The sequence below is a fragment of the Paenibacillus sp. EB106-06-01-XG199 genome, assembly GCF_058791575.1.
Window position 1 is genome coordinate 146,238 of sequence record NZ_JBYTDQ010000008.1, and the last position, 24,689, is coordinate 170,926.

The window sequence follows — 24,689 nt, forward strand, 5'->3', positions numbered from 1 at the left end:
TTGTATTCTTCCGAGGCCGCCCTTAGCAGGGGCGGTTTTTTTGAGGGACGAGGATGAAGTATAAGCCGGTGCTGTATGTTATCCTTCTCTCTCGCAGAAACGGCCCCGTCCTTTTGAAATGGACAGCATAGCCGTTTCTTCTTGTTGTCCGCTGCTTCACTATTTTATTCACGGAAAGAGGTTAACGATGAAGACTCTTCTCTCTGCCAAGTCCTTTATGCTTGGCCTGGCTTTATTGCTGGTTATTTCGATTCTGGGAACAGCGCTTGTTCCTTCAGGGCAAGTGTTTGCCGGGGCGGTCTCCGCTACCGCGTCCGGAGGAACGGAAAGTGTTACTGCTGCTGTGTATGCAGCAGACGAGTCTGGCGCAGAGCCGGCTGCGGCTGCATTAACAGCGAAGCAGCAGATTACCGTTGCCGGAGCGACCTATGCGGCTGCCGAGTATATGCTCAGCAGCGGCGTGACGTCAGAATGGCAGGCGGTTGGCCTCGCACAGGCGGGCTACAAAGTACCGGAAAGTTATGTCCGGCTGCTGGAGCAAAAGGTGCGGACAGCCAGCGGCAGCTTTGCCGCAGTCACGGATTATGCACGGATTGTGCTCGCGGTACAAGCCGTGGGGGCTGATCCGGCGAATTTTGCCGGAAACGGCTCTGAGCCGGGTTTTAATCTGGTTGAGCGTATCTATAACAGCGACAAAATGAGCGGCCAGACGCTGAACAATCCGGTCTATGCGCTGCTGGCACTGGATTCAGGCAATTATACTATTGGGGCGGATGCCAAATGGAGCAAAGCGGCGCTGCTCAGCGAGATCCTGTCCAAGCAAAATGCAGACGGCGGGTTCGCCTTGACTTCCGGGGCAAGCGAGCCGGATATGACGGCGATGGCTTTAACGGCCCTTGCTGCGCATAAGAGTGATCCGGCGGTTGCAACTGCCGGGCAAAAAGCAGTAGCCTGGCTGTCTGCTGCGCAGGACAGCAACGGTGGCTTTGGAGGCAGCAGCGAAAGCGCGGCACAGGTCATTATCGGCCTTGCCTCCTTCGGGGTAGACCCGGAAGGAGCAGAATTCACCAAGGGTGAAGCAGATCTGATAAGCAGACTGCTCAGCTTCAGTGTAGAGGGCGGCGGGTTTGCCCATAATCAGGGCGGAAATGTAAATGCTTTTGCTACAGAGCAGGGGCTGCAGGCGCTGGTGGCCTACACCCTGTACAGCGGGGGCGGAAACGGCAAGCTGTATGACTTCACTAAGCCTGCGGTTCCGAATCCGTTAGTGTATGTGCCCCTTGTAATTGAAGGGCCGCAGAACACGCTGGGAGAAGGGATGGCATATGCAGGCAATGTCCTCGAGGTGCTGGAGAAAGTGGCCGCCCAGAAGGGCCTTCCGATTAAGAATGAATCGGGCAGCTATGTAACGGGAATCGGCAGTATCCAAGCCGGAATCTACGGCGGCTGGGATGGCTGGAAATATGCTGTGTCCCGGGACGGGGCATGGATTGATCCCGATGTAGGAATGAAGGATTTTAAACTTAAGGAAGCAGACCGGGTTCTCGTTTATTATGCGGGCAACGATACGCAGCTGGTGAATTCGCTGACGCTGTCCGCGTTGCAGCCGGGTGAGGAGGAGCCTTTCTCAGTCACGGTTACCCAGATAAAATGGGTATGGGACAATGCCACAAATATTTCGAGTCCTGTAACCTCAAGTGCATCTGGTGTGGAAGTGGCAATCGGAGACCGGAAGGCAACAACCGGTGAAGACGGCAAAGCGGTCTTTGCCGAAGGTGTTCCGGCAGGAGACTATACGCTAACCGTAACCGGTTATGTTGCGGACAATGCACCAACTATCGCTAAATATTCGCAAGCTGTAAAGGTAATCTCCAAGAATGTACCAGTTCATCTGTCGGTTGAAGGACCTGAGGGGCCGGTCGCTGAGGGAGCGCTGCAAGCATCCAACGCGCTGGCGGCATTGAAGAAACTTACGGCATCCGGAAATATTCCGCTGGAGATTACGGAGTCCTCCTACGGCAGCTATGTGTCGGGCATTAATGGGATTAAGAACGGAACCCATGACGGCTATTGGAACTTCCTGGTGTCGCGCGGCGGGAAATGGATCTACCCAAGCGAAGGCATGGGTGACTTCAAGCTGCAGGCACAGGACAAGGTGCTTGTCTATTTTGCCGGTGCCAACACGCAGGCAGTAAATTCCGTTACAGTATCTCCACCGCAGCCAAAACCGGGAGAAACGTTTAAAGTGACTGTTACCGGGGTGGAGTGGGTATGGAATAACACGACATTTGCTTCCGAACCGGTTGTTTCACCGGCAGCCGGAGTGAAGATAACCATTGGCGGTAAATCAGTCACTACGGACAGCCAAGGCGTTGCAGTTTTTGAAGGAGGCTTGTCCGGCAAAATATACACGCTGGCTGTAACCGGTTATGTTGCGGAAGCCACACCAAACATTGCCCGCTATACGGATTCGCTGAAGGTGGCTCCGGGCAATGTAACCTCCTATCTGTCCATTGAAGGGCCACGGGGTCCGGTAGCTGAAGGCGCGCTGGAAGCATATAACGCGTTTGATGCGCTACAGCAGCTGGCAGCTGCGAACAACATTCCTCTAAAGGTTACGGAATCTTCCTTCGGCATCTTTGTAGGGGGCATTAATGGAATCGAGAACGGAGCCTATAACAATCAGGGTTACTGGGCTTTTGCCGTATCGCGCGGCGGGGCGTGGATTTATCCGGATGTGGGCTTAAATGATTATATTCTGCAGACTTCCGACAAAGTGCTTGTCTACTATGCCGGAGAAAATACGCAGGTAGTAGATTCGGTACAGATTTCGCCTGCGCAGCCGAAGCAGGGTGAGGCATTCACCGCTACGGTCACGCAGAAGAAATGGGTCTGGAATAATGACACGTATACTTCTGATCCGGTGACTTCACCGGCTGCAGGAGTGCAGGTCACTGTTGGCGATAAAACCATCACTGCTAATGAGCAAGGGCTCGCAACCTTTGAGGGTGGCCTGCCTGCCAAAACATACACGCTGGCCGTGACTGGTTATGTCGAAGGCGGGACGCCTAAGATTGCCCGCTACACGCAGCCGTTGACTGTTACAGCTTCGGTAGAAGTGCCTGAGACGGCATCGGCCACGCTCACAGTCATTGGAGACACTACTAAGGGAACCATTCTGGCTGGTACCAAGATGACGCTGAACGAGGGAGAGACCGCATACAGCTTGCTAATCCGCCAGCTTGGAAGCAAGGTTGTCGGCGGCGGAAGCGGAGACAGTGTATACATTAAAGCGATTGATGGCTTAGCAGAAAGGGACCGCGGTGAGAAAAGCGGCTGGATGTACTCCGTAAACGGTGTCTACCCGGATTACAGCTCCGGAAGTTATAAGCTGAGCAGCGGCGACGCCGTAGCCTGGCGTTATACGCTTAATGGCGGAGATGATCTGAAGGGATCGGCTGGAGGTTCCTCCGGCACTGGAGGTGCAGCAGCAGGTACGGGCGGCAGTATGGTGAATGTGGGTATCACCCCGGATAATACCCTTCCGCTGAATCAAGTAGGACAGACGACAGCTGTTTCGAACCTGAGCACCAAAATGACCCCGGCAGCAGCGGCTGCCCTTAAGCAAAAGCTGGCGGCAAACGTGGCTGTCTTCGAGCAGGAGGTCACTTCGGGTGCGGCGGCAACCTTGCAGGACAGCGGCGGTGAAGTGAAGCTGCAGCTGCCAGCCGGTTCCGTGTCCGGCAATTTGAAGATCAGCGTACGCGAGACTACTTCAGAACGCGCTGAGCTGGTATCGGGACTCTATGATTTCAAACCGGATGGTACGAAATTTGTGAAGCCGGTGGATCTTTCGATTACAGTTCCGGTTACGGCGGTAAACCCTGCCAATCTGGCTTTGGCATGGCTTGACGAAAGCACCGGCCGCTGGATTCCGGTTCCCGCTGCGCTGGATGCGCAAAGTGGGGTGATCACCGGAAAGGTCAGTCACTTCACGTCCTTTGCCGTAGTGGACCGCAGTAAATGGGAGCCGCAGCCGCAGCAGTTGAAGAGCGATATTGCAGCTACTGCCAAGGCAATCCAGGCAGCCGAAGAGATCAGCGATTGGCAGGCGATTGGACTCGCCCGTTCCGGCCACACAGTACCGGCTGCTTATTTGAACGGAGTGAAGGAGCAGCTTGCCGCGAATAAAGGGGAGTTCCGCAAGGTTACGGATTATGAACGTTTGGCGCTGGCTGTTGCCGCTGCCGGCGGTGATCCGCAGAGTATTGGCGGGTATAATCTGATTGAGCAAATTTATAACAATGACCATATGGTAAGCCAGGGCAGCAACGGCCTCATTTTTGCCCTGATTGCGCTGGACAGCGGTTCTTATGCTGTACCTGCGAATGCGCAGTGGACTAAGGAACGGCTGATCAAGTCCATCCTGGAACTGCAAAGCAAAGACGGCGGATTCCCGCTGACAGCTGGCAGTACCGATGATGTGGACATTACCGCTATGGCAGTTACTGCACTCTCATCCCATAATGACCAGGCGGAAGTAAAAGCGGCTGCGGATAAAGCGATCGCCTGGCTGTCGCAGCAGCAGCTTGAAGGCGGCGGCTTCAAGCTCTCGGGAGCAGAAAACAGTGAGAGCACCTCACAGGTCATCATTGCCCTGAGTGCTGCCGGAGTTGGTCCTAATGACTCCAGATTTATTAAAGCTAAGGGCGGACTTCTCAGCCACCTGGCTTCATTCAGACAAAGCACTGGCGGCTATGCTCATTCGGCTGGCCAGCCCGGGAACAGCCTGGCTACCGAACAGGCATTACTGGCACTGGCTGCGTACGACCTGTTCCTGGCCGGAGAGGCGAAGCTGTTCAGCATCTCGCCAGCCGCTTCCGGCAGTGTGTCCTTTGCCGATGAGAGTAAAATTTCATCCTGGGCGCTGGACTCCGTTCACAAAGCCTATGAGCAAAAGCTGATGGAAGGAGTCAGCGGATCTAGCCTGATTTTTGCACCGAAGCAGAATATTACCCGTGCCGAATTCGCTGCGCTGCTGCTGAGACTGACAGATCAGACACCTGCTGCAGCTTCGGCTGCACCAGTATTCAGCGACGTAAAGGCCGGCACATGGTATTATGGAGCTGTGCTTAAAGCGAAAGAGCTCGGATGGGTAGGTGGAGTTACGGATACAACCTTTAATCCGAATGGCTGGATTACCCGCGAGGATATGGCTGTGATGATTTCCAGAGCGTTCAAGCTGGAGAACGGTTCTGCGGCTACGGCGCAGACTGCGAAGTTCACAGACGAGCGCCGGATCAGCAGCTATGCGCTGTCAGCGGTCCATGCGGTAACGGAGTCCGGTTATATGACCGGCTTCAGTGGAGGATTTGACCCATCAAGTGCCGTAACCAGAGAAATGGCGGCGGTCGTAGCCGTAAGATTGCCTTAAGTGTAATCCATCTTTAAGAAGGCGATTGAGCAGAGTAACAGGCTCATCGGACTGAAGCTTCAAAAGAAAACATAGAGTATAGGAACGGAACGGGGGAGCAGCAGGACAGCCTCCGTTCCTTTCCCTTTTTTCGGAGGTGTGAAAATTAATGTCCAAGCAATCCAAACGATGGTTGTTTTATCCCTTGCTTCTTCTCTTGGCGGTGGTGCTACTGACCGGCTGTTCTTCCGGTGAGCGGCAGTCTGCCGGTTCTGATCTGAACAGTGTAGCAGATACCACCGCTACACAAAGCTCAGCCCCTGATAACGCCGCGTCTCCGCAAACCGGAGACGCAGCAAACACGGCCCCGCCGTCAGAACCGGCGGGCGCTGCCGCTTCGCCTTCCGCGGAGGCGTCGGCGGCTCTTGAAGGAGCGGCGGCACCTGCGCCGCCTGACACCGCTTCCGGCACGGTGACGAGTCCCGTGCCTGCAGGCACTAAGGCGCCGGCTACGCATAGCAAGGCAGCCGGTTCCGCCGGAGCTGCCACCGCAAAGGCGTCAGCGGCGCCCGGCGCAGCAGGCGGCGCCAGTGCGGGCCCGGCAGAGTCCTCTGCCAAGCCCGCAGCCACCGCGCGTCCATCTGCCGGCACGAATAAGCCGGCAGCGACCGCGCGGCCAGCGGCTGCCGTTACGCAGCCGCCGTCCGAAACGGCAGCGCCTGCGAAGCCCGCCGCTGCGGAGAGCACAGCTACCGTCTCCATCACAGGGGACGAGGAGTACGGCGTGATTTTGGCTCCGGCCGCCTTTGAAATTGAGAAGGGCGAAAGTGCGCTGGAGCTGTTGAAACGGATTACCCGCAAGAACAAAATACAGATGGAATACCAGGGCTCCAAGGGTTTCGCCTATGTGGAGGGAATAGACAATCTGTATGAATTCGACCATGGCGCAGAGAGCGGCTGGATGTACAAGGTGAACGGGGAGTTTCCGGGCAAAGGTGCCGGAAGCTATACCGTACAGCCCGGAGATGTAATTGAGTGGCTGTATACACTGGATCTGGGCAAAGATCTGGGAGCCAAGGCGCCATGAACAGCGGCTTCCGCTCCATGCATCCTTCGGTAGCCCTGCTATACTATGCAGGGCTGCTGCTGTTCGCTGCCCTGTTGTTTCATCCGCTGTTTCTGGTAACGGAAATTGCCGGCTTGCTTGGCCTTCTGCTACTGCAGGGACAGGGACGGAAGCTGCTGCGGGGGCTGCCTTTTTACCTGCTGATGGCCGGCTCGGTGGCCGTGATTAATCCTTTGTTCTCGCACCGGGGCTCGCACATCCTGTTTTATTTTATGGATCAGCCGATTACGTTGGAAGCGGTGTTCTACGGACTGATGATGATGACCGTGCTGCTGACGATTTTTATATTGTTCATTTCTTACAACTACACGGTAACGGCGGATAAATTCATGTACCTGTTCGCCGGGGCGGCACCTAAGACGGCCCTGCTGACGCTGATGACGATCCGTTTTGTGCCATTGTTTCAGCGGCGGCTGCGGCAAATCTCCCTGATTCAGCAGATCAGAGGCATTGATGTAAGCAAGGGAAAGCTGCGCAAAAGAATGCGGGACGGCATGACCCTGCTCAAGGTGCTTCTAACCTGGTCGCTGGAGGAGGCGCTGCAGACGGCTGATTCGATGAAAGCACGCGGCTACGGCATCCGCAAACGCAGTGTGTACGGGATTTACAGGCTTGACCGTCAGGACAAGACTGTCTTGGCTCTGCTCTCGCTCAGCGGCTTAATTCCAGTGCTTGGCTGGGTGCAGGGGTACGGCATCTTTGAGATATATCCGCGCATGAAACCTATGGCTTGGGGCTCAGGCGAGGCGGTCATGTATGCCGGCTTCTGCCTGTTCGTAGGAATCCCCCTCTGGCTGGAAGGAAAGGAGAAATGGTTATGGCGATCATCGCGGCGGAAGGATTTTCCTTCCGGTATCCCGATGCAGAGAGAGACACGCTCCATGAGCTCTCATTTAAGATAGAGGAGGGCGAGTTCGTTGTGCTTCTCGGCCCTTCGGGCTGCGGTAAAACAACACTTCTGCGTCATCTGAAACGGGAGCTTGCTCCGGTGGGATTACACAGCGGGTCCATCAGCTACCGAGGGAAGCCGCTGGCGGAATTGCCTGCGGAGACAGCAGCCGGGGATATCGGGATTGTATTCCAGAATCCGGATGCGCAGATTGTGATGGATACCGTGTGGCATGAGCTGGCTTTTGCGATGGAAAATATGGGCTACCCGCCATCGGTCATGCGCAGCAGGCTGGCGGAAATCGCCGGGCTGTTCGGGCTGGAGCCGCTGCTGTACAAATCAGTGCATGAGCTCTCAGGTGGACAAAAGCAGCTGCTGAATCTGGCCTCCGTGCTGCTCCTTCAGCCCAAGCTGCTGCTGCTGGACGAACCGACCTCACAGCTTGATCCTGTCGCTGCCCGCGAGTTTATCCAGACCTTGCAGCGGCTGAATGAGGAGCTGTCGATGACGGTCATCATCAGCGAGCACAGGCTGGAGGAGGTGCTGCCGCTGGCCGACCGGGTGCTGATGCTGGAGGATGGCGTTCTCCAGGCCCAGGACACTCCCCGCGGATTCGTGCGGGGAGCCGGGAAGGGCCTGGACGTAAGTCATCAGGCCTACCTGCCGACAGCGTCGCGGTTATTCCTCGCCCTGTCACCGGAGGCCTCATCCGTTCCGCTGGAATCCATTCCGCTGACGGTGCGTGAGGGCAAACGCTGGTTGCATTCACATGCAGCAGCAGCGCCTGCTGGAGCTACGGCTACCAGCGGCTCACCCCCCGCTGCGGGCGCCCATCCAGCCGTGGAAGCAGGCCGTGCCGCAGCATCACAAGCCTGTGCAGCTTCACGCTTCACAGGCGAAGCCAATGCCGCAGTACCCCTGCTCAGCTGCCGGGAAGTCACCTTCCGTTATGAGAAGGACGGCCCGGAGGTGCTGCGTAAGCTGACGTTGTCCCTGCACCGGGGAGAGCTGCTGGCTATCATGGGCGGGAATGGTGCGGGGAAATCGACCCTGCTGCATGTTCTGGGCGGGCTGGCGAAGCCGCAGCGCGGCAAGGTCGAGTGTGCCAAAGGGCTGAAGTCCGGACTTCTGGCCCAGAACCCGCTGCTCTATTTCAGCTATGACACGGTAGCGGAAGAACTGCGGCATATGGCCCGGTATGCAGGCATGTCTCCTGAGGAGGAGAAACGGGAGATAGAAGCCCTGCTGGATGTATTTCAGCTTCATCAAGTGCTGGACAGCCATCCGCATGATATCAGCGGCGGCCAGCAGCAGAAGCTGGCGCTGGCTATGGTAATGCTGCTGAAGCCAGGCGTTCTGCTGCTGGATGAGCCGACCAAGGGGCTGGACCCCGGGGCGAAGGAAAGACTGGCAGCTTTGCTATGGCAGCTGTTGGAGCAAGGCATAAGCATTATTATCGTGACGCATGATGTGGAGTTCGCTGCAAAATACGCGACCCGCTGCGCGATGCTGTTTGACGGAAGCATTACCGCAGAGGGAGCTCCGGCGGAGTTTTTCAGCAGCAACTATTTCTATACAACGGTGGTAAACCGCATGGTGCGGGATTTGCTGCCGCAAGCATTGACTCTTGAGGATGTGATCAGAACATGGCGAGATTCCGGCTTCCGCTGTTAATTGCTTTAGGTGTATTTCTGGCCGGTCTGGCATTTACGTCAGCGCTGAAGGACCGTCATTATATGCTGCTCAGCCTCGTGCTGCTTGCAGCGGCATTGCTGCCGCTGTTTATCCGGCTGGAGCGGCGTCCGCTGGAATCGCGGGAGCTGGTGCTGCTGGCCGTGCTGTCAGCAATCGCTGCAGTCAGCCGGGTTCCTTTTGCCGCGTTGCCGAGTGTGAAGCCAGTGTCTGCTATTGTCATTTTATCCGCTTATGTCTTTGGGGCTGAGGCTGGCTTTATCATCGGGGCGGTAGCCGCGCTTGTATCCAATATTTATTTCGGGCAAGGTCCATGGACGCCCTGGCAGATGTTTGCCTGGGGGATGGCGGGCCTGACGGCGGGCTGGCTGAGGAGTACCTGGTGGATGAAGAAACGAGGAGGCTTGCTTCTCTTCGGCTTCATCTGGGGGTTTCTGTTCGGCTGGATTATGAATATCTGGTACATTATCAGCCTGCCGGATGCGTTTAGCTGGGCGCTTGTGTTATCCGCATACGTCTCGAGCTTTTACTTCGATCTGGCCCATGCCCTGTCCAATGTATTTTTCCTGGCAATTCTGGCCGGTGGCTGGACCAGGGTGCTGGAGCGGTTCCGCAGGAAATACGGGCTGCTGCAGGAATGATTAGGCCGCTGATATCATGGATTCTGCTGTGTGAAACTACATTGGAATGTTATTTTAGACATTAAGCAGTCCGAGTGTTCTCAAATTAGAATATTTTTCTGTTTTTTTCGACATTTTTCGTGTTAAATCATCATTATTTCGACCTTTTTCGCCGATGAATAAGATAACAGCAAGATACAAAAAGGCGGGAATGGGACATGAGACATCTGAAAGTGAAATATAAAATGGCGCTATTCGTGGCAATTGTCGTTGCTATGCTGATTGGTCTGGGTACGATTGGTATCAGCTTCACCCAAAAAATGGCCAAGCGATCCCAAGAGACCTATAGCGGGAATTTGCAGCCAATTTACCTGGTTACTGAGCTGCGGGCCAACAACCGGGCGATTGAATCTTTTTTGCTGGAAGCTTTACTTACCAAGGAAACCGTCAAGAGCAAAGAGCTGACCGAGGGGATTCAACAAAACATTTCCAAGAATAATGAGCTGTTGGAGCAATTGAAATTAATTGCCTTCCAGGATGCTGAAATCGGCAATAAAATCAATGAGTACCTGTCGTTGCTGCCGGATTACCGGACACAGCGCGATAATATCATTCAGCTTGCCAACCAGAATCTTAATACTGAAGGCTATCAAATCTTCTCGGGTGTGTCCTTTAGCGAGTCCAGGAAACTGATGGTCGGTCTGCTTGATGATACATCCCGGTTGCTGGTTGAGGATGCGACTAAGCATAATGAGCTTGCTTTAGCCGACGCCAAGACCTCATCAACCATGAGCACGATTCTGATTACTGCCGCCTTGATTCTCTGTATTCTGATCAGTATTATAATCACCCGGCTGATTACGAAGCCGCTCAAAGAATTGCAGGGATTGATGAAGCGGGCAGAAGAGGGCGATTTGACCGTAGCTGCATCCTATACAGCCAAGGATGAAATCGGCCAGATCAACCGTTCCTTCAATTCGATGCTGAATAGTCTGAAGGTGATGATGCAAGGGGTCTCGGAAAGTGCGGAGATGCTGTCGGCCTCGTCGGAGGAAATGAGTGCCAGTGCAGAACAGACCGCACGCGCTTCGCAGATGATCGCCGAAACCTCGAATGAAATAGCCGTGGGTTTTGATGTCCAGGTTGAGAACATCAGCCGCACGACAGCATCCGTGCAGAACATGACGGAGGATATTGCTGCCGTCGAGCGCAGCGGCAATGAGATGGCTGAACTGATGGCCGGGGCTGCTGTCTCGACAGACCGCGGCGCAGAAGCTGTTGAGCGAATCCTTGCGCAAATGAAAGAAATTGACTCTAGTGTTGCATCGAGTCAGAGAATAGTCAGCAATCTGGGCAATCTGTCCGGGGAGATCAGTACAATTATCACAACCATTAATGCAGTCGCCACCCAGACGAATCTGCTTTCGCTGAATGCGTCAATCGAAGCGGCCAGAGCCGGGGAACATGGCCGGGGCTTCGCTGTTGTTGCCGGAGAGATCCGCAAGCTGGCGGAGGCTACAGGAAGCAGCTCGCTGCAGATTACCGGAATTATAACTGACATTCAGCAGCAAACCGCCAGTGCGGTAGATTCAATGGCACTGGGAACACAACTGGTATCACAAGGTCTTGCGCAGAGTGAAGTGGTCTCGCAGGCGTTTGAGGAAATACAGCATTCAATTAATGATGCCGTCCGGCAGACGGAGGGTATCAGAGAGGCTGTCGGGCATGTCTCACAGGAATCGCAGGCCGTATCACAGGCCATGGAGCACGCCAATGAGATTTCCCGCAAAGGCGCGGGGGAAGTGCAGGATACAAGCGCTGCCAGTGAGGAACAATTGTCTGCGATGGGGGAAATGTCGCTTTCTGCCCAGTATCTTGCCACACTTGCCGAAGACCTGCAGAAGGAACTGGCCAAGTTCAAACTCTAAATACAGAGCTGCAGCAGCAGATATAGGCTACATAAGGAGAGGCCACCGGAACTTTCATTCCGGTGGTCTCTTCTTTTTATATATGGCGGTATGTTCATTTCTTCGCCGGAGCCACTCACCAGCGCTAACTGAAAGACATCTGAGATTGCGATTAATGTTTTGAACATCCTGCAAAACAAAAAAAAGGTCCGCCCCGGATCGGATGACCGGAGTGGACCTGAAATATGTTGTCCAGCTTATCTAGTTCTTAAGCGTACCAGCCCCATACGAAGATGAACAGGGTTCCGAAGATGGTAACCAATCCAACGAACAAAGCGTAAGCGATATTGATATAAAGCTCTTTCTTGGTATCCGCGGATTCCCCGATGTGCATGAATACGAAGAGCTGCAGAGAAGCCTGGATAAGGGCTGTAATCAGCAGAACCGCCATATTTGCCCCATCGGACAGATCACCATAGATGACAACCAGCGCAGCGGCAGAAAGGACCAGAGAGGCCAGATAACCCATCACATGGCGAATTGGGAACAGTTGCTTCATCATGTCACATCAGTCCTTTCAGGTAGACGAAGCTGAAGATAAAGATCCAGACAACGTCCAGGAAATGCCAGAACAGCGAGAAGATAAAGGCTTTATTGGCGGTAGCCGGATTAATGCCCTGACGCCAGATCTGGATCATAATCGCTGCGCCCCACAGAAAGCCGAAGCTGACGTGCGCACCGTGCGTGCCGAGCAATACGAAGAGACTGGATAGGAATCCACTGGTTTGCAGTGTAGCCCCTTCATGAACATAGGTGAAGAATTCATCAATTTCAATGCCGATAAAGCCGAGGCCCATCAGCAGGGTGATTGCCATAAAGACCATCATGGCCTTCTTGTAGCCGTGACGCATAGCATGGATCGCAAGCCCGATCGTGAACGAACTCGACAGGAGCAGGAAGGTTTCAATCAGCACCGGGCCGATTTCAAACAGCTCGCTTCCGCTTGGTCCGCTGGCGAAACGGTTGACCATTACTAAATAAACGGTGAATAAAGTGGCGAAGAGCGGAATTTCAGCTCCGAGAAATACCCAGAAACCGAAAATCTTGTTGCTGTTCTCCTCTGTTGAATATTCCAGCGGCTTGGACGCATCTATTTTCATACAGTCTCACCCCGCAGTTTCTTTTCAGTAGCAATAACTTCTTCAGCTGAAACGTAGAAGCCGTGATCCCGGTCAAAAGACATGGCAGCCAGCATGATGATGATGCCTATTCCGGCCACGATGGCAGGAATCCACATGCTGAATACTAGGAAGAAGCCCAGGAAGAAGAAGATGACACCCAGGATAAATGGCTTCCCGGTATTGTTTGGTAAATGGATTTTAGTAATTTTATCTTCGAAGAGCGGAATATTATCCTGCTTCGCGGACCAGAAGGCATCACGCGTCTGAACTTTTGGCACAATTGCAAAGTTATAAGCAGGAATCGGACTTGGTGTAGCCCATTCCAGTGTACGGCCATCCCATGGATCGCTTGTTGTGTCTCTTGGCATGTAGCGTGTGCTCCAGTAGATGTTGTAGACCAGAATAACAAATCCGATCGCCAGGCCGACAGCACCGGCGAAGGAGAGCATATTCAGCGGACCAAAGCCGGTCTCTTCTGAGTAGGTGTACATCCGACGGGTCATACCCATTAGTCCCAGGAAGAACAGTGGGAAGAAGGTGACATTGAAGGATATAATAATCCACCAGAAGGCATGCTTGCCCAGACGTTCATTCAGGCGGAAGCCGAATACTTTAGGGAACCAGTAATGGAACCCGGCGATAACGGCGAACACGGCGCCCGGAATCAGCACGTAGTGGAAATGCGCAACCAGGAACATCGTATTATGATACTGGTAATCGGCACTGGCCATCGCCAGCATAACGCCGGTAACCCCGCCGATAGTGAAGATCGGGATAAAAGCCAATGTGTACAGCATCGGGGTCGTAAAGGTTATTCGCCCTTTTCGGAGGGTGAACAGCCAGTTGAATATTTTAACCCCGGTAGGCACAGCTATCGCCATAGTAGTTATGGAGAAGAAGCTGTTGACCATAACCCCTTGGCCCATGGTATAGAAATGGTGAGCCCATACCAGGAAGGACAGCAGGGAGATGAGCAGCATACTGACAACCATGGAAGTGTAGCCGTACAGATTCTTTTTGGAGAAGGTGGCAATAATTTCGCTGTAAATACCGAATGCCGGCAAAATAACGATATATACCTCCGGATGTCCCCACACCCAGAACAGGTTGGCCCAGAGCATATCCATCCCGCCGTTGGCCATCGTGAAGAATTGAGAACCAAACAGCCGGTCGAACATCATCAGGGCAAGTGCCACAGTCAGCACAGGGAAGGCAAATACGATAATAATGTTTGTAATCAGTACGGACCAGGTGAACATTGGCATCTTCATCAGTGTCATGCCTGGTGCACGCATTTTAAGAATCGTCACGATGAAGTTAACGCCTGTGATCAGTGTCCCGATACCGGAAATCTGCAGCGCCAGAGAGTAATAGTTATTACCGACCGTAGGGCTGAATTCCAGACTCGCCAGCGGGAAGTAAGCCGACCATCCGGCATCCGGCGAGCCGCCGATTACGAACGAAATGTTAAGCAGCATAGCTCCCATGAAGAAGAGCCAGAAGCTGACCGCGTTCAGCCGCGGGAAGGCCACATCTCGCGCGCCGATCTGCAGTGGGATAATTACGTTCATTAAACCGATGATAAACGGCATGGCCATGAACAGAATCATGATCAGACCATGGGTGGTAAAGACCTCGTTATAGTGCTGGGCATCGAGGAATTTCATTTCCGGCGCTGCCGTTTGCAGACGCATCATCATGGCGTCAACGCCACCGCGGAACAGCATAAGCAGTGCGGCCAGGATATACATAACCCCGATCTTCTTATGGTCTACAGTTGTAAGCCATTCGCGCCAGAGGTATCCCCATTTCTTGAAATAGGTAAGCCCAACGAGAATCCCGATGGTCGCAAGAGCGATACTGATCATTGCTCCGTATATCAGGGGTTCGCCGTGAACCTTAAATTTGTCTAAATCCATTAGGGTAGCTCCTTTCAGGTTGTTACATTAAACTGTGAACGAGTTAGTGGCCCTCGTGTGTGTGTTCTTCTACAGGTGAGCTTGGAAGCGGCTCATTCACCTCTGGGTTGGGCTCGCTGTCAAATTCGGTCTGGCTGGACGGTTCAGGGGAAGGGTGGATGTCCTTGTTATCCTGATGATCCATATTTCCGTTATCCATATCCATTTCCGTACCATCCCCGCTCATATGCTCGCTATGGTCTCCCGGCGGCGGGCTGAACTCCAAGTGGGTGGAGGAATAGGTTTTGCGTCCAAGATGTTCGGCAGCCAGCAGGCCTTTGAATTCATCCTCTAAAAGCTTAGGCGCGGTATCCTTAACCTCTTTGACCCATTCGGCATATTCTTTGTCGCTCATCACAAGCGCCTCGAATTCCATGTGGGCGAAGCCTTTACCGCTGAAGTTCGAGTTCTTGCCGATAAATGAACCTGCAGTGTCAGCGGAGAGATTAAGTTCTGTAAGCATGTCGCTCATCGCATACTTCTGTCCGGCAAGCTGTGGAATCCAGAAGCTGGTGATGGTACCGAAAGAGTACAGTCTGAACTCTACTGCACGGTGAATCGGGAAATTGACGTAGTTTACGGTTTCAATTCCCTCCTCAGGATAGCTGAAATGCCATTTCCAGTTGGAAGAAGAGGCGTAAATAACCAATGGTTTCTGGTCCTTGTATTCCTCTGCAACATTTTCAACCGCATGGGTTGATTTTACAGTCACCACTGACAAAAAGGTTACGATGATAATCGGGATAATAATCCAGATGGCTTCGAGAACCTTGTTGCCCTCCTCATGTTCTGGAATGTAACCTTCGTTGCTTTTTTTCGCCCGGTATTTCACCAGTACGAATATATATAAGATGTAGACAACTGCCAGGACCCCGATCATCACCAGAATGGACAGGATGATGGTGTCAGATAAAGTGCGTGCGGCCGGACCCTTCGGATTCAGAACGGTGAGCGAACTGCATCCCGGCAGAAGAAGGATTAGGCTGAGGAACAAAGCGTATAACGGACCCTTTTTTTTCATATAGAACTCCTTCCTTCAAAACTTCTTTTCATTGCCGTTCATTAGCCAATAAAGATTAACCTGTATCTATAGTAAGAACTACTTACCCATAATGCAAAATACATATTTTAACAATAAAGCCACATAAGACCTTAATAATGGCGAACAAGTTAAATATGTGTGATCGAATTGTTACAAATGTCGTAAGGTATGACAAAGATCACTGTAGTGGTGCGGTTTAAGGTAATTTTAAGGTTGTTCAAATTTTGTTCACTTTTTCACAAATGTTACTAATTTCGTCACAATTAATTTGTGTAATAAACTCTGATTTTAACCGCTTTTTGCGGCCGCGACAGGTTTCGACGATTGTTGCGATTTTTTGATAAATATTAAGAATATGTCTTTTGTCACTGTGAAAAAGTAACAAGATATTCTTTGGGCGGTTACAATCTCTCAAATTCAAATCTATCTATGTGTGATAAAGTATAGATAAATATACATAGATAGGAGATTACTGCTTGTGCGAATGAAAAAAACAATGCTGTTATTCATGTCTTTATTCTTATGTTTTGGTATTCTACAGAATACGGCAATCGCAGCCGGAACGAATCCCTCATTACGTCTTGGTGTGAACGACACACTGACGGAAATAGAAGCTGTTTCTGTAAAAGGTAACTATTATGTTCCAGTACGCGCTTTGGCGCAGAAGCTGAAGTGGAACATTTCCATGCTTCAGGACGGGGTTCAGATCGCCGGAGGCGGCAAATCCCTTTTACTGCTCAAAGATGACGGAGGTGCCAAACTCCAGAATGATACTATTGTTCAAATAAGTAGCTTTGTGCAGAATGGATCGCTGATGGTTCCGTTGCGGATAAGTACTTATCTTGGGTATATGATAACCTTTGAGCCGGATAAATATTTACTAAGAGTGCGGGATACATCGGCAGCTTTGGATGATGTCGCGTTCGTAAGCCAATTCAAGAGCGAATTAAAGCCGATTGTCAGCGCAAAGCCGGCTCCGGAGACAACCCCGGGCAAGCAAGGAAGGATAGTGTATCTTACCTTTGACGACGGACCATCGGCAACGACTTCGCAACTGCTGGATATTCTGGGTAAAAATGAGGTAAAGGCGACCTTTTTTATGCTTGGACCCAATATGAACCGGTATCCATCGGCAGTAAAACGAATTGAAGAGGAAAGCCACGGACTCGCACTCCACGGTATGACTCACCGCAAAGAGAAGTTTTATGCTTCTCCGGGTGCAGCACTTGCCGAAATGTCAGCTGATAATGCGGTGCTGAAGAAGATCACCGGCTCCAGCACAACGCTGATCCGTCCGCCATACGGAAGCAAACCTTATTTCACCAAATCCTACAGGGACAGAGTGCTTAGCCAAGGGTTCCATCTATGGGATTGGAATGTGGACTCAAACGACTGGAGATACAAGGAGAACAGCGCCAGGATCTATAATACGGTTATGGAACAGGTCCATAAACTGCAAAAGTCCAACAGCAATCCTGTTATCCTGATGCATGATCAGAAAGCTACACTGAAAGTGCTGCCGGACGTACTCGAAACACTGAAGAAGGAAGGCTATACCTTTGAGATTATTACGAAGGATATGGAGCCGCTGAATTTCTGGAAGGATAAGCGCTGATCGTCCGCGTTTACGGCAAGAGGTAGAAAGAGTGTAATAAGCGGCTTAAGCAGATTGTTTTCTGCTTAAGCCGCTTTTTTTGTGCTGCGAGTTGGTTGTCCGTACCGACAGCATAGCCCCGTCATTTGTACAAATACCCTACGAGCATATTGACAAGCTCCGATTTCAGCCTTTCGATCGAAATACGGTGCGGCGAAAATGCAATCACGTCCACAATGGCGTTGATCGATTCAAACACGAGGATTGCAGCAGCTTCCAGATCGTTAATTTTAAGCTCATCCTTGCCAATTTGAAGATATTGAAGTGTTCTGACGCGGCCGACCTCATACTGGGCATCCATCAGTTGCGTAATATCGTCATCGCTAAGATACATAATGGAGAGCTCCTTATTGAATCCGATGTAAACCTCGTGAGAGAGCAGTAGGCTGTCTACCAAATGGGTGAGCAGCGCGTGTTTATCTGGATTATGGAAGTTGATCTCTGACATATAGGCATCAATCCGAGCCTGCAAGGTTTCGTTATAGTCCTTGAGCACATCAATAAATACGGCCCTTTTATCTATGAAATAGGAATAGAAGCTGCCGGTGGATACGCCCGCTGCCGCAGCAATCTGCTTCGTATTGGTCTGATGGTAGCCCTTCTCCGAGAAAAGCCTCATGGCGGCTTGAATGATGGCTTCCTTGGTCTTGATGCTGCGGTCCTGCCGCGGTGTTCTTGTCTTGTCTTCCATTTCACTCATGGTTAAAGCCCCCCCTTATACAGATTGTAGAGGAGCAGAATTTCACTGTCAATAAAAGTTGAACCAAAGTTCAAATTTGTTATTGACAAACATGAACTATAGTTCATATAATTCAAACATGAACTGAAGTTCACATATAAGGAGAGATGAAATTGAGCATCAGAATGCGTAGGGCTTTTTCATTTACGGCAATTGTTCTGGGTTTCTTCATGGCGCTGCTGGATACGACGATTATTAATATTGCCTTGCCTGAAATGACGAGACAATTTGGCGGCAGCGTATCGCAAATTTCTTGGGTGATGAATGGTTATAATCTGGCGTTTGCCGTATTCATTCTCACGGCTTCAAGACTGGCCGACCAATTCGGACGGAAGAAAATATTTATCATCGGTGTGGTGCTGTTTACTGCGACCTCGCTGCTCGCGGGCTTTGCAACATCACTTGGGATGCTCATTGGATTAAGAGTCCTTCAGGGACTTGCGGGGGCCATCATTGTTCCAGTTACTATTCCGCTGACAACCACAACCTTTCCAAAGGAGATGCACGGCTTGATCATCGGCATATGGGGGGCCGTTTCAGGCGTTGCGGCTGCGAGCGGGCCGGCACTTGGCGGGATTATTACGCAAAATCTGAACTGGCAATGGATCTTTTTTGTCAATGTGCCGCTGGGGGTGCTGAGCGTGGTGCTTACTTGTCTGTTTATACAGGAATCCAGAGATGACACTGCAGGCCGATCCATTGATTATGGCGGAACATTGGGAATAACCGGGGCGATGTTTTTTATTACCTATGCGCTGATTAAAGTTCAGGATTATGGCTGGAACTCCCGGATGACGCTGCTACTGCTGGCTGCAGGGGTTCTGTTTCTCGTCTTCTTTTTCCTCACACAGTGGAAAGGGAAGGAGCCGATGCTCCCGTTGTCGCTGCTGAAAATTCCCCCGTTTAACGGTGCAACGTTAACTATGCTGTTTGTTGGTGCGGGGCTGATGAATATCTCTCTGCTGACCTCTTTCTTCCTGACCCGGATGATGGGGATGACCGAACTGCGGGCCGGGCTTGTACTTTCCATGATCGCGGTGGGCTCGATCGTCAGCTCAGCCCTTTCCGGGCCGTTGTCCAATAAATACGGCAGCCAGCTGTTTGGGGCCGTTGGAATGATTATGATGGCCGGAGCGATGTATTCATTAAGCGGCCTGCATGCAGACTCAACGCTTCCGGAAGTATTGATCCGTCTGGTTGTGGCCGGTATCGGCACCGGCTTCACCATGGCACCAGTGATGTCTTCAGCCGTGCGCAACGTGCCAGAGGAGAAGGTGGGAATCTCATCGGGGATTACGAATATGGCAAAGTCACTGGGGGGTGTGATCGGGGTTGCTATTATCGTTACTGTGCTGCAGCAAAATACCAGCGACGGGCTGCATGCGGCTTCCGTCCGCGCGGTGAAAGCAGTGGAGAAGGATGCTGTGCTCCAGCCCTTTCTCAAAACAGTGATTGCGGATGCGGCGGGTTCATTGGCCGATGTGGAAAGCTCGCCGGCTGAAACCTCCGGGAAGGTATTGAAGGAGGTGGAGCTTGCTGCTGCCCGGCTTGCCCCTTCGGATCAGCAGGCATTTGCCGCCGACCGGAGCCGGCAAACCCGGGAGATGGAGCTCGTCCTAACGCGTGCAGGAGAAGACATGAAACATGCAGCTGAACAGGCATACAGCAGAACTTACGTTTTAGCCAGCCTTATTATGCTTCCGGGTGCTGTATTCGCACTGTTCAGCGACAAACGCCGGAAACGGAAGGGGGCCGGGGTTCCTGGGGAACTTGCATTGCCGCAGCAATAGAGTTCTCCGTATATATCGTGCATATATAGAAGAAAGACCCTTGGGGTTTTATAAGATTAGGTCAGCCGGTAATTTCTGGTTGGCCTAATTTTTTGTTTTGAGGTTGACATGTATATCTAACTGTACTAATAATAGTAGTACAGTTAATACACCTAGACACAGTTTGTGATACAACATCAGAAAGGAGAACTGTCATGTTCGAATTGGATGTCCGCAGCCGCAAGCCGATTTACGAGCAGCTGACCGGCAAGATCAAAGAAATGATTATGCATGGTATTTTGCGGGCAGATGAACAGCTTCCCTCGGTGAGGATCTTATCCTCGCAGCTCACCGTAAATCCGAATACGATTCAGAAAGCCTACCGGGAGCTGGAGCGGGAAGGCTACATCTATTCTTTGCAGGGCAAGGGGAGTTTCGTGGCTCCGCTTCAACAGGGACTGAACGAGAGCAAAAGGGCGGAAGTGCGGAATGAGCTGCTGCGCCTGATGGCGTCAGCCGTCTACCTTGGATTTACCGAAAGCGAGATAGGTGCGCTGTACCGCCAGGTGCTGGATCAGAGAGAGGGGGAGAAACATGATTGAAATTCGCGGCGTCAGCAAAATTTTTCAGGGAGAAAAAGCGGTTGACGGCATTTCGCTGACTGTACATAAAGGAGCCATTTACGGACTGCTCGGATCGAACGGTGCGGGTAAAACAACACTGCTGAAGACGCTCGCCGGTATTTACCGGCCGGAAGAGGGTACGGTTAAGTTTGAAGGGAAGCCGGTCTTTGAAAACCCCGGGGTGAAGCAAAGGATCATTTTCATGCCGGACAGCCCTTATTTCTTCCCGCAGGCATCGATCAAGAGCATGGCTGCCTTTTACCGCTCTATTTATCCGGGGTGGAATGAGGCGCACTTTCAGGAGCTTGGGAAAATGTTCCGGCTCGATACAGGCCGCAAGCTCAGCCGGTTCTCCAAGGGAATGCAGCGCCAGGCTTCCTTCTGGCTCGCCCTAAGCTGCTCGCCGGATGTGCTTATCATGGATGAGCCGATTGACGGGCTTGACCCGGTCATGCGGCGGCAGATCAAGAATCTGCTGTTCCAGGAGGTGGCCGAACGGGGGATGACCGTCATCATTTCCTCACATAACCTGCGGGAAATTGAGGATTTATGCGATCATGTCGGCATTATGCACGGCGGCAAAATGCTGGTGGAGAAGGATCTGGACGATCTCAAAGCGGACACGCATAAAGTGCAGGTGGCGTTCCGGGATGAACGGCATGCATCGGTACTGACAGCCAAGCTGCAGATTCTTCATCAGGAACAGCGTGGCAGCGTTAATCTCTATATTGTAAAAGGGGACCGCGAGCGGATCGGGCAGGCTTTTCGGGTGTACGATCCGTATGTACTCGACCTATTGCCGCTGACACTTGAGGAAATCTTTATATATGAAATGGGGGATGCCGGTTATGACGCGCAGCCGATTCTTCTTTAACAGCAGTGTGATCCGCCAAAACTTGCGCCAGCATGGCTGGATTGGGATTATCTACATGCTAGGTCTCATGTTCTTTCTTCCAGTCCAGATGTTCTTGAACGGCAATCCGAATGCGGAGCCTGAGAAAGTCGAGGGTTTGTTCCGTATCGGTGGTGATATGCAAGTGGTCTTTATCGCTACGCTTCCAGTGGTAGCAGGCCTATTCCTCTTCCGCTTTCTGCAGGCCAAGCCTTCATCGGATCTGTGGCACAGCCTGCCGCTGCGCCGGGAGCATTTACTTGCTGCCCATACATGTAGCGGCCTGATTCTTCTGCTTCTTCCGGTCTGGCTGACTGCCGCAGTTGCCGCAATCGTGGCACCGCTGGACGGCAATATGTACATTTACCAAGGAGCAGACGTCTGGGAGTGGTGCCTGACGGTTACCATCCTCACCTTGTTCCTGTTCGTTTTCACTGCCTTCGTCGGAATATGTACAGGCCAAACTGTTCTCCAGGGGGTTGTTGTTTATATCCTGCTTGTTCTTCCGTCCGCGCTGTTAATGCTGACCAGCATGCATCTTAATAGGTATTTGTACGGGTATTCAGGCGGTTATAATGAGGAGTATAGAATGGTCAATTGGTCGCCGGTTCTGCAGATTGTGAAACTCGAAAATGAATACGATCAATTCAGTACAGGAGAGAAATGGATATATTTCGTGATCACTCTCTTAGTAATTATGCTGTCTTTTGTGCTTTACCGCAAACGGCATAGCGAAAAGGCTGGGCAGGCAATTGCTTTTACCTATTTCAATCCATTGTTCAAAGCCGGGGTAATGTTCTGTGCCATGCTGGTTTCCGTGTCTTATTTCGGCAATGTGAAGCCGCAGCAGACAGGCTGGCTTATTGGCGGCTGTATTGCCGGAGCACTCATTGGCTATATTGTAGCTGAAATGATTATTCGCAAGACGTGGCAGATCATGACCCGCAGGGTATTCGCCGAGTTCGCTGCCTATGCCATACTGCTGGGACTCCTGCTCTATGTTCCGGTCACTGGAATTACCGGCTATGAGAGCAGGGTGCCGGCAGCGGACAAGGTCACAGCAGTGTATACCGGAAGCAATTTCTGGACGTTAACCGAACCAGAGCAAGGCCCGATGGGAGTTCAGAACCGTCCCTATGAAGAGAAGGAAGTCTTCAATGAAGACAAAAGCTATATTGAGGCTGTGCGCAAGCTGCATCAGGCACTTGTCACTGTGCGTCCTGGAGAGGAGGAACGCTCTATGGGCAGTTCTATCGGCAGCAGGCAGTTCAGCATTGCTTACCAGTTGAAGAATGGGCGGCAGATGCTGCGGTCTTACTGGATACCATCAGCCGGCTTCGAACCGGAGCTGAAGGCGATCATGGAGAACAAGGAGTTCAAGCGCAATGAATATATGCTCTCCCGGCTGAACGATAATGTGGATAGTCTGAGAATCAGCAACAAAAACAAAAATAAAGCGATTTCGATCTCCGATCCCCAAGAGGTTAAAGAATTCAAGGAAATTCTGAAACGGGAGATATTGAACATGTCCTATGAAGATCAGATGGACAATAGGATTTCAAAGGCTTCTATTCAAGCAATAGGCAAGCCGGATGAAGTGGGGTACCAGCTCTATTATCGCTATGAGTGGAAAACCTCCTATCACGAGCTTGAAGGCTGGCTGGCCGAAAAGGGATACGCGGATAAAATTCGTACCCAGGCACGGGATGTGGAATCCGCCGAAATTATAAAGGATGTGTATACTGACAAGCTTGACGCGGCAAGCAGGAATGATGTGTATACTGACAAGCTTGGCGCGGCAAGCAGGAATACTGTCCAGCGGCATTTTGATCTGGCGCGCAGCGAAGGTCTTGCGGCGGTCACCAAGGATAAGAAGATTATCGGCGATATTCTGGGAAAAGAGCGCTATTATAGCGGAAGAACCGGTGAATATGTAGTGAAGATGAAGTATAAGTACGGAGAAGTAACTTATATATCGCTGAGGAAACAAGACCTTACGCCCGCTATAAAATCACTGCTTCCTTAAGATTCTGGTTTTAGCTTCAGCGGGTTGACAGAAACTGGATGAGTGGATTATGCTTTTGGAAAATACAAGAACGGCAGGAGGTCTGGACAGATGATTGAACAAGGGAATAATCTACACTCGCATTATGCTATTATCTATCTTCCATTCATCTGTCCGCCTTGGGTTACTGTTCAGCTTTAGCAGCGTTTAGTTATTTCCGGTCAGCAGCCTGTAAGGCGGTTGCCGGGGATACTCTAACTGTGGTTCTGCTATATGATGGTGCCAGGCCATGGACGAATGGAGTCCATGGCTTTTTTGTATTTCGGCAAAGTCCGAAAGGAGAATGAAGCATGTCTGAAATTCATCAATCGATCCTCCGCCAGCTGCGTGGCATTGAGGCGGAGGAGAATGTACGCATTCTGTATGCCTGTGAGTCGGGCAGCCGCGCTTGGGGGTTTCCGTCCAAGGACAGTGATTATGATGTCCGCTTTCTGTATTTGCGCCGCCCCGAGGCGTATCTCTCGATTTTTGAGCAGCGGGATGTGATTGAACGGCCGATCAGCGAGTTGCTCGATATTAACGGCTGGGATCTGAAGAAAGGATTGACTCTCTTCCGCAAATCCAATCCGCCGCTGCTGGAATGGCTGCAATCCCCCATCCGGTATGAGCAAAATTACACGGTGGCGGACAATATCCGCAAGCTATCACCGCTCAGCTTCTCGCCCAAATCCTGTATCTATCATTATCTGAACATGGCCCGGGGGAATTACCGTACCTATCTGCAAGGCAGCGAGGTCAAGATTAAGAAATATTTCTACGTTCTCCGTCCGCTGCTCGCGTGTGCCTGGATCGAGAAATACCAGGAGGTACCGCCACTGGATTTCAATGTGCTGGCCCTGGATCTGATTCCTGAAGGAACCGAGCTTAGAGAGGCTGTACTGGAGCTTCTACACCGTAAAATGTCCGGCGAGGAGCTTGACCTGGAGCCGCGTCTGGAAGTCATTAACGTTTATCTGGAGCGGCAGATCGCGCATTTCGAGCTTGCGGCTTCGCAATTTCGAAGCATGGGCGGTGTAGCGGATGCTGCTCTGGATGAACTGTTCCGGGCCGCGCTGCTGGAAGTATGGGGAGAAGACAGCCGCTGGACTTCAGGCGGGGGAAATCAAAGCGAATCCTAAG

General features: G+C 51.9%; 17 protein-coding genes. 12 read left to right on the plus strand and 5 right to left on the minus strand.

The window, feature by feature from the left end; genetic code table 11:
* Positions 1-187 precede the first annotated feature (187 nt).
* The 6 genes from AC3WT9_RS25720 (at position 188) to AC3WT9_RS25745 (ending at position 11,668) form a co-directional block, all read left to right on the plus strand.
* Positions 188-5,434 (plus strand): S-layer homology domain-containing protein, encoded by a 5,247-nt coding sequence (locus AC3WT9_RS25720; RefSeq protein WP_341377398.1) that lies wholly within the window; start codon positions 188-190, stop codon positions 5,432-5,434.
* 148 nt (positions 5,435-5,582) lie between these two features.
* Positions 5,583-6,500: a DUF4430 domain-containing protein gene (locus AC3WT9_RS25725; protein ID WP_341377400.1), complete on the plus strand. Its 918-nt coding sequence runs from the start codon at positions 5,583-5,585 to the stop codon at positions 6,498-6,500.
* The gene (locus AC3WT9_RS25730; protein ID WP_341090001.1) at positions 6,497-7,441 is read left to right on the plus strand and encodes an energy-coupling factor transporter transmembrane component T; all 945 of its coding nucleotides are present in this window, start codon (positions 6,497-6,499) and stop codon (positions 7,439-7,441) included. Before AC3WT9_RS25725 ends, AC3WT9_RS25730 begins: the two co-directional genes overlap by 4 nt.
* A complete protein-coding gene (locus AC3WT9_RS25735; RefSeq protein WP_341090003.1) occupies positions 7,357-9,102 on the plus strand; it encodes an ABC transporter ATP-binding protein in 1,746 nt (581 codons plus the stop codon). Before AC3WT9_RS25730 ends, AC3WT9_RS25735 begins: the two co-directional genes overlap by 85 nt.
* The gene (locus AC3WT9_RS25740) at positions 9,075-9,761 is read left to right on the plus strand and encodes an ECF transporter S component (protein ID WP_341090004.1); all 687 of its coding nucleotides are present in this window, start codon (positions 9,075-9,077) and stop codon (positions 9,759-9,761) included. Before AC3WT9_RS25735 ends, AC3WT9_RS25740 begins: the two co-directional genes overlap by 28 nt.
* A gap of 197 nt (positions 9,762-9,958) precedes the next feature.
* On the plus strand, positions 9,959-11,668 hold the full coding sequence (locus AC3WT9_RS25745) for a methyl-accepting chemotaxis protein (protein WP_341090005.1): 1,710 nt from the start codon (positions 9,959-9,961) through the stop codon (positions 11,666-11,668).
* A gap of 247 nt (positions 11,669-11,915) precedes the next feature.
* On the opposite strand, the gene qoxD is transcribed toward AC3WT9_RS25745, so the two are convergent.
* The 4 genes from qoxD to qoxA are packed head-to-tail and all read right to left on the minus strand — an operon-like array spanning position 11,916 to position 15,807.
* Positions 11,916-12,209, minus strand: coding sequence for a cytochrome aa3 quinol oxidase subunit IV (gene qoxD / locus AC3WT9_RS25750; protein WP_081965692.1), 294 nt, complete (start codon positions 12,207-12,209; stop codon positions 11,916-11,918).
* Between the two features lies 1 nt (position 12,210).
* Positions 12,211-12,807, minus strand: a complete 597-nt coding sequence (qoxC, locus tag AC3WT9_RS25755; protein ID WP_341090006.1) for a cytochrome aa3 quinol oxidase subunit III — start codon at positions 12,805-12,807, stop codon at positions 12,211-12,213.
* Positions 12,804-14,747 carry a cytochrome aa3 quinol oxidase subunit I gene (gene qoxB, locus AC3WT9_RS25760; RefSeq protein ID WP_038586390.1) on the minus strand — a complete coding sequence of 648 codons (1,944 nt, stop codon included), beginning with the start codon at positions 14,745-14,747 and terminating at the stop codon, positions 12,804-12,806. Before qoxB ends, qoxC begins: the two co-directional genes overlap by 4 nt.
* 43 nt (positions 14,748-14,790) lie before the next feature.
* Positions 14,791-15,807 (minus strand): cytochrome aa3 quinol oxidase subunit II, encoded by a 1,017-nt coding sequence (gene qoxA / locus AC3WT9_RS25765; RefSeq protein WP_341377401.1) that lies wholly within the window; start codon positions 15,805-15,807, stop codon positions 14,791-14,793.
* A 505-nt stretch (positions 15,808-16,312) separates the two neighbouring features.
* Here qoxA and AC3WT9_RS25770 point away from each other — a divergent pair.
* Positions 16,313-17,443 (plus strand): polysaccharide deacetylase family protein, encoded by a 1,131-nt coding sequence (locus AC3WT9_RS25770; RefSeq protein ID WP_341380323.1) that lies wholly within the window; start codon positions 16,313-16,315, stop codon positions 17,441-17,443.
* A 121-nt stretch (positions 17,444-17,564) separates the two neighbouring features.
* On the opposite strand, the gene AC3WT9_RS25775 is transcribed toward AC3WT9_RS25770, so the two are convergent.
* Positions 17,565-18,182 (minus strand): TetR/AcrR family transcriptional regulator, encoded by a 618-nt coding sequence (locus tag AC3WT9_RS25775; RefSeq protein WP_341377402.1) that lies wholly within the window; start codon positions 18,180-18,182, stop codon positions 17,565-17,567.
* Positions 18,183-18,334: 152 nt separating this feature from the next.
* Here AC3WT9_RS25775 and AC3WT9_RS25780 point away from each other — a divergent pair, with 152 nt between their 5' ends.
* From AC3WT9_RS25780 to AC3WT9_RS25800, 5 genes are all read left to right on the plus strand, one after another.
* Complete coding sequence (locus tag AC3WT9_RS25780) at positions 18,335-20,011, plus strand: MFS transporter (protein WP_341377404.1); 1,677 nt, start codon at positions 18,335-18,337, stop codon at positions 20,009-20,011.
* A gap of 194 nt (positions 20,012-20,205) precedes the next feature.
* Positions 20,206-20,592: a GntR family transcriptional regulator gene (locus AC3WT9_RS25785; protein ID WP_341090011.1), complete on the plus strand. Its 387-nt coding sequence runs from the start codon at positions 20,206-20,208 to the stop codon at positions 20,590-20,592.
* The gene (locus AC3WT9_RS25790) at positions 20,585-21,487 is read left to right on the plus strand and encodes an ABC transporter ATP-binding protein (protein WP_341090012.1); all 903 of its coding nucleotides are present in this window, start codon (positions 20,585-20,587) and stop codon (positions 21,485-21,487) included. The genes AC3WT9_RS25785 and AC3WT9_RS25790 overlap by 8 nt, the downstream gene beginning before the upstream one ends.
* Positions 21,441-23,531, plus strand: coding sequence for a DUF6449 domain-containing protein (locus AC3WT9_RS25795; RefSeq protein ID WP_341090013.1), 2,091 nt, complete (start codon positions 21,441-21,443; stop codon positions 23,529-23,531). The genes AC3WT9_RS25790 and AC3WT9_RS25795 overlap by 47 nt, the downstream gene beginning before the upstream one ends.
* 329 nt (positions 23,532-23,860) lie before the next feature.
* Positions 23,861-24,688 (plus strand): nucleotidyltransferase domain-containing protein, encoded by an 828-nt coding sequence (locus AC3WT9_RS25800; RefSeq protein ID WP_341377405.1) that lies wholly within the window; start codon positions 23,861-23,863, stop codon positions 24,686-24,688.
* Position 24,689: the final 1 nt, after the last annotated feature.

What these genes read in the sequence shown, in the direction of transcription:
- qoxB (WP_038586390.1), bottom strand. Translation starts at nt 14,747, where the DNA reads ATGGATTTAGACAAATTTAAGGTTCACGGCGAACCCCTGATATACGGA.
- AC3WT9_RS25730 (WP_341090001.1), top strand. Translation starts at nt 6,497, where the DNA reads ATGAACAGCGGCTTCCGCTCCATGCATCCTTCGGTAGCCCTGCTATAC.
- AC3WT9_RS25770 (WP_341380323.1), top strand. Translation starts at nt 16,313, where the DNA reads ATGAAAAAAACAATGCTGTTATTCATGTCTTTATTCTTATGTTTTGGT.
- AC3WT9_RS25740 (WP_341090004.1), top strand. Translation starts at nt 9,075, where the DNA reads ATGGCGAGATTCCGGCTTCCGCTGTTAATTGCTTTAGGTGTATTTCTG.
- AC3WT9_RS25725 (WP_341377400.1), top strand. Translation starts at nt 5,583, where the DNA reads ATGTCCAAGCAATCCAAACGATGGTTGTTTTATCCCTTGCTTCTTCTC.
- qoxC (WP_341090006.1), bottom strand. Translation starts at nt 12,807, where the DNA reads ATGAAAATAGATGCGTCCAAGCCGCTGGAATATTCAACAGAGGAGAAC.
- AC3WT9_RS25795 (WP_341090013.1), top strand. Translation starts at nt 21,441, where the DNA reads ATGAAATGGGGGATGCCGGTTATGACGCGCAGCCGATTCTTCTTTAAC.
- qoxD (WP_081965692.1), bottom strand. Translation starts at nt 12,209, where the DNA reads ATGATGAAGCAACTGTTCCCAATTCGCCATGTGATGGGTTATCTGGCC.
- AC3WT9_RS25720 (WP_341377398.1), top strand. Translation starts at nt 188, where the DNA reads ATGAAGACTCTTCTCTCTGCCAAGTCCTTTATGCTTGGCCTGGCTTTA.
- AC3WT9_RS25785 (WP_341090011.1), top strand. Translation starts at nt 20,206, where the DNA reads ATGTTCGAATTGGATGTCCGCAGCCGCAAGCCGATTTACGAGCAGCTG.
- AC3WT9_RS25800 (WP_341377405.1), top strand. Translation starts at nt 23,861, where the DNA reads ATGTCTGAAATTCATCAATCGATCCTCCGCCAGCTGCGTGGCATTGAG.
- AC3WT9_RS25735 (WP_341090003.1), top strand. Translation starts at nt 7,357, where the DNA reads ATGGCGATCATCGCGGCGGAAGGATTTTCCTTCCGGTATCCCGATGCA.
- AC3WT9_RS25775 (WP_341377402.1), bottom strand. Translation starts at nt 18,182, where the DNA reads ATGAGTGAAATGGAAGACAAGACAAGAACACCGCGGCAGGACCGCAGC.
- AC3WT9_RS25790 (WP_341090012.1), top strand. Translation starts at nt 20,585, where the DNA reads ATGATTGAAATTCGCGGCGTCAGCAAAATTTTTCAGGGAGAAAAAGCG.
- qoxA (WP_341377401.1), bottom strand. Translation starts at nt 15,807, where the DNA reads ATGAAAAAAAAGGGTCCGTTATACGCTTTGTTCCTCAGCCTAATCCTT.
- AC3WT9_RS25745 (WP_341090005.1), top strand. Translation starts at nt 9,959, where the DNA reads ATGAGACATCTGAAAGTGAAATATAAAATGGCGCTATTCGTGGCAATT.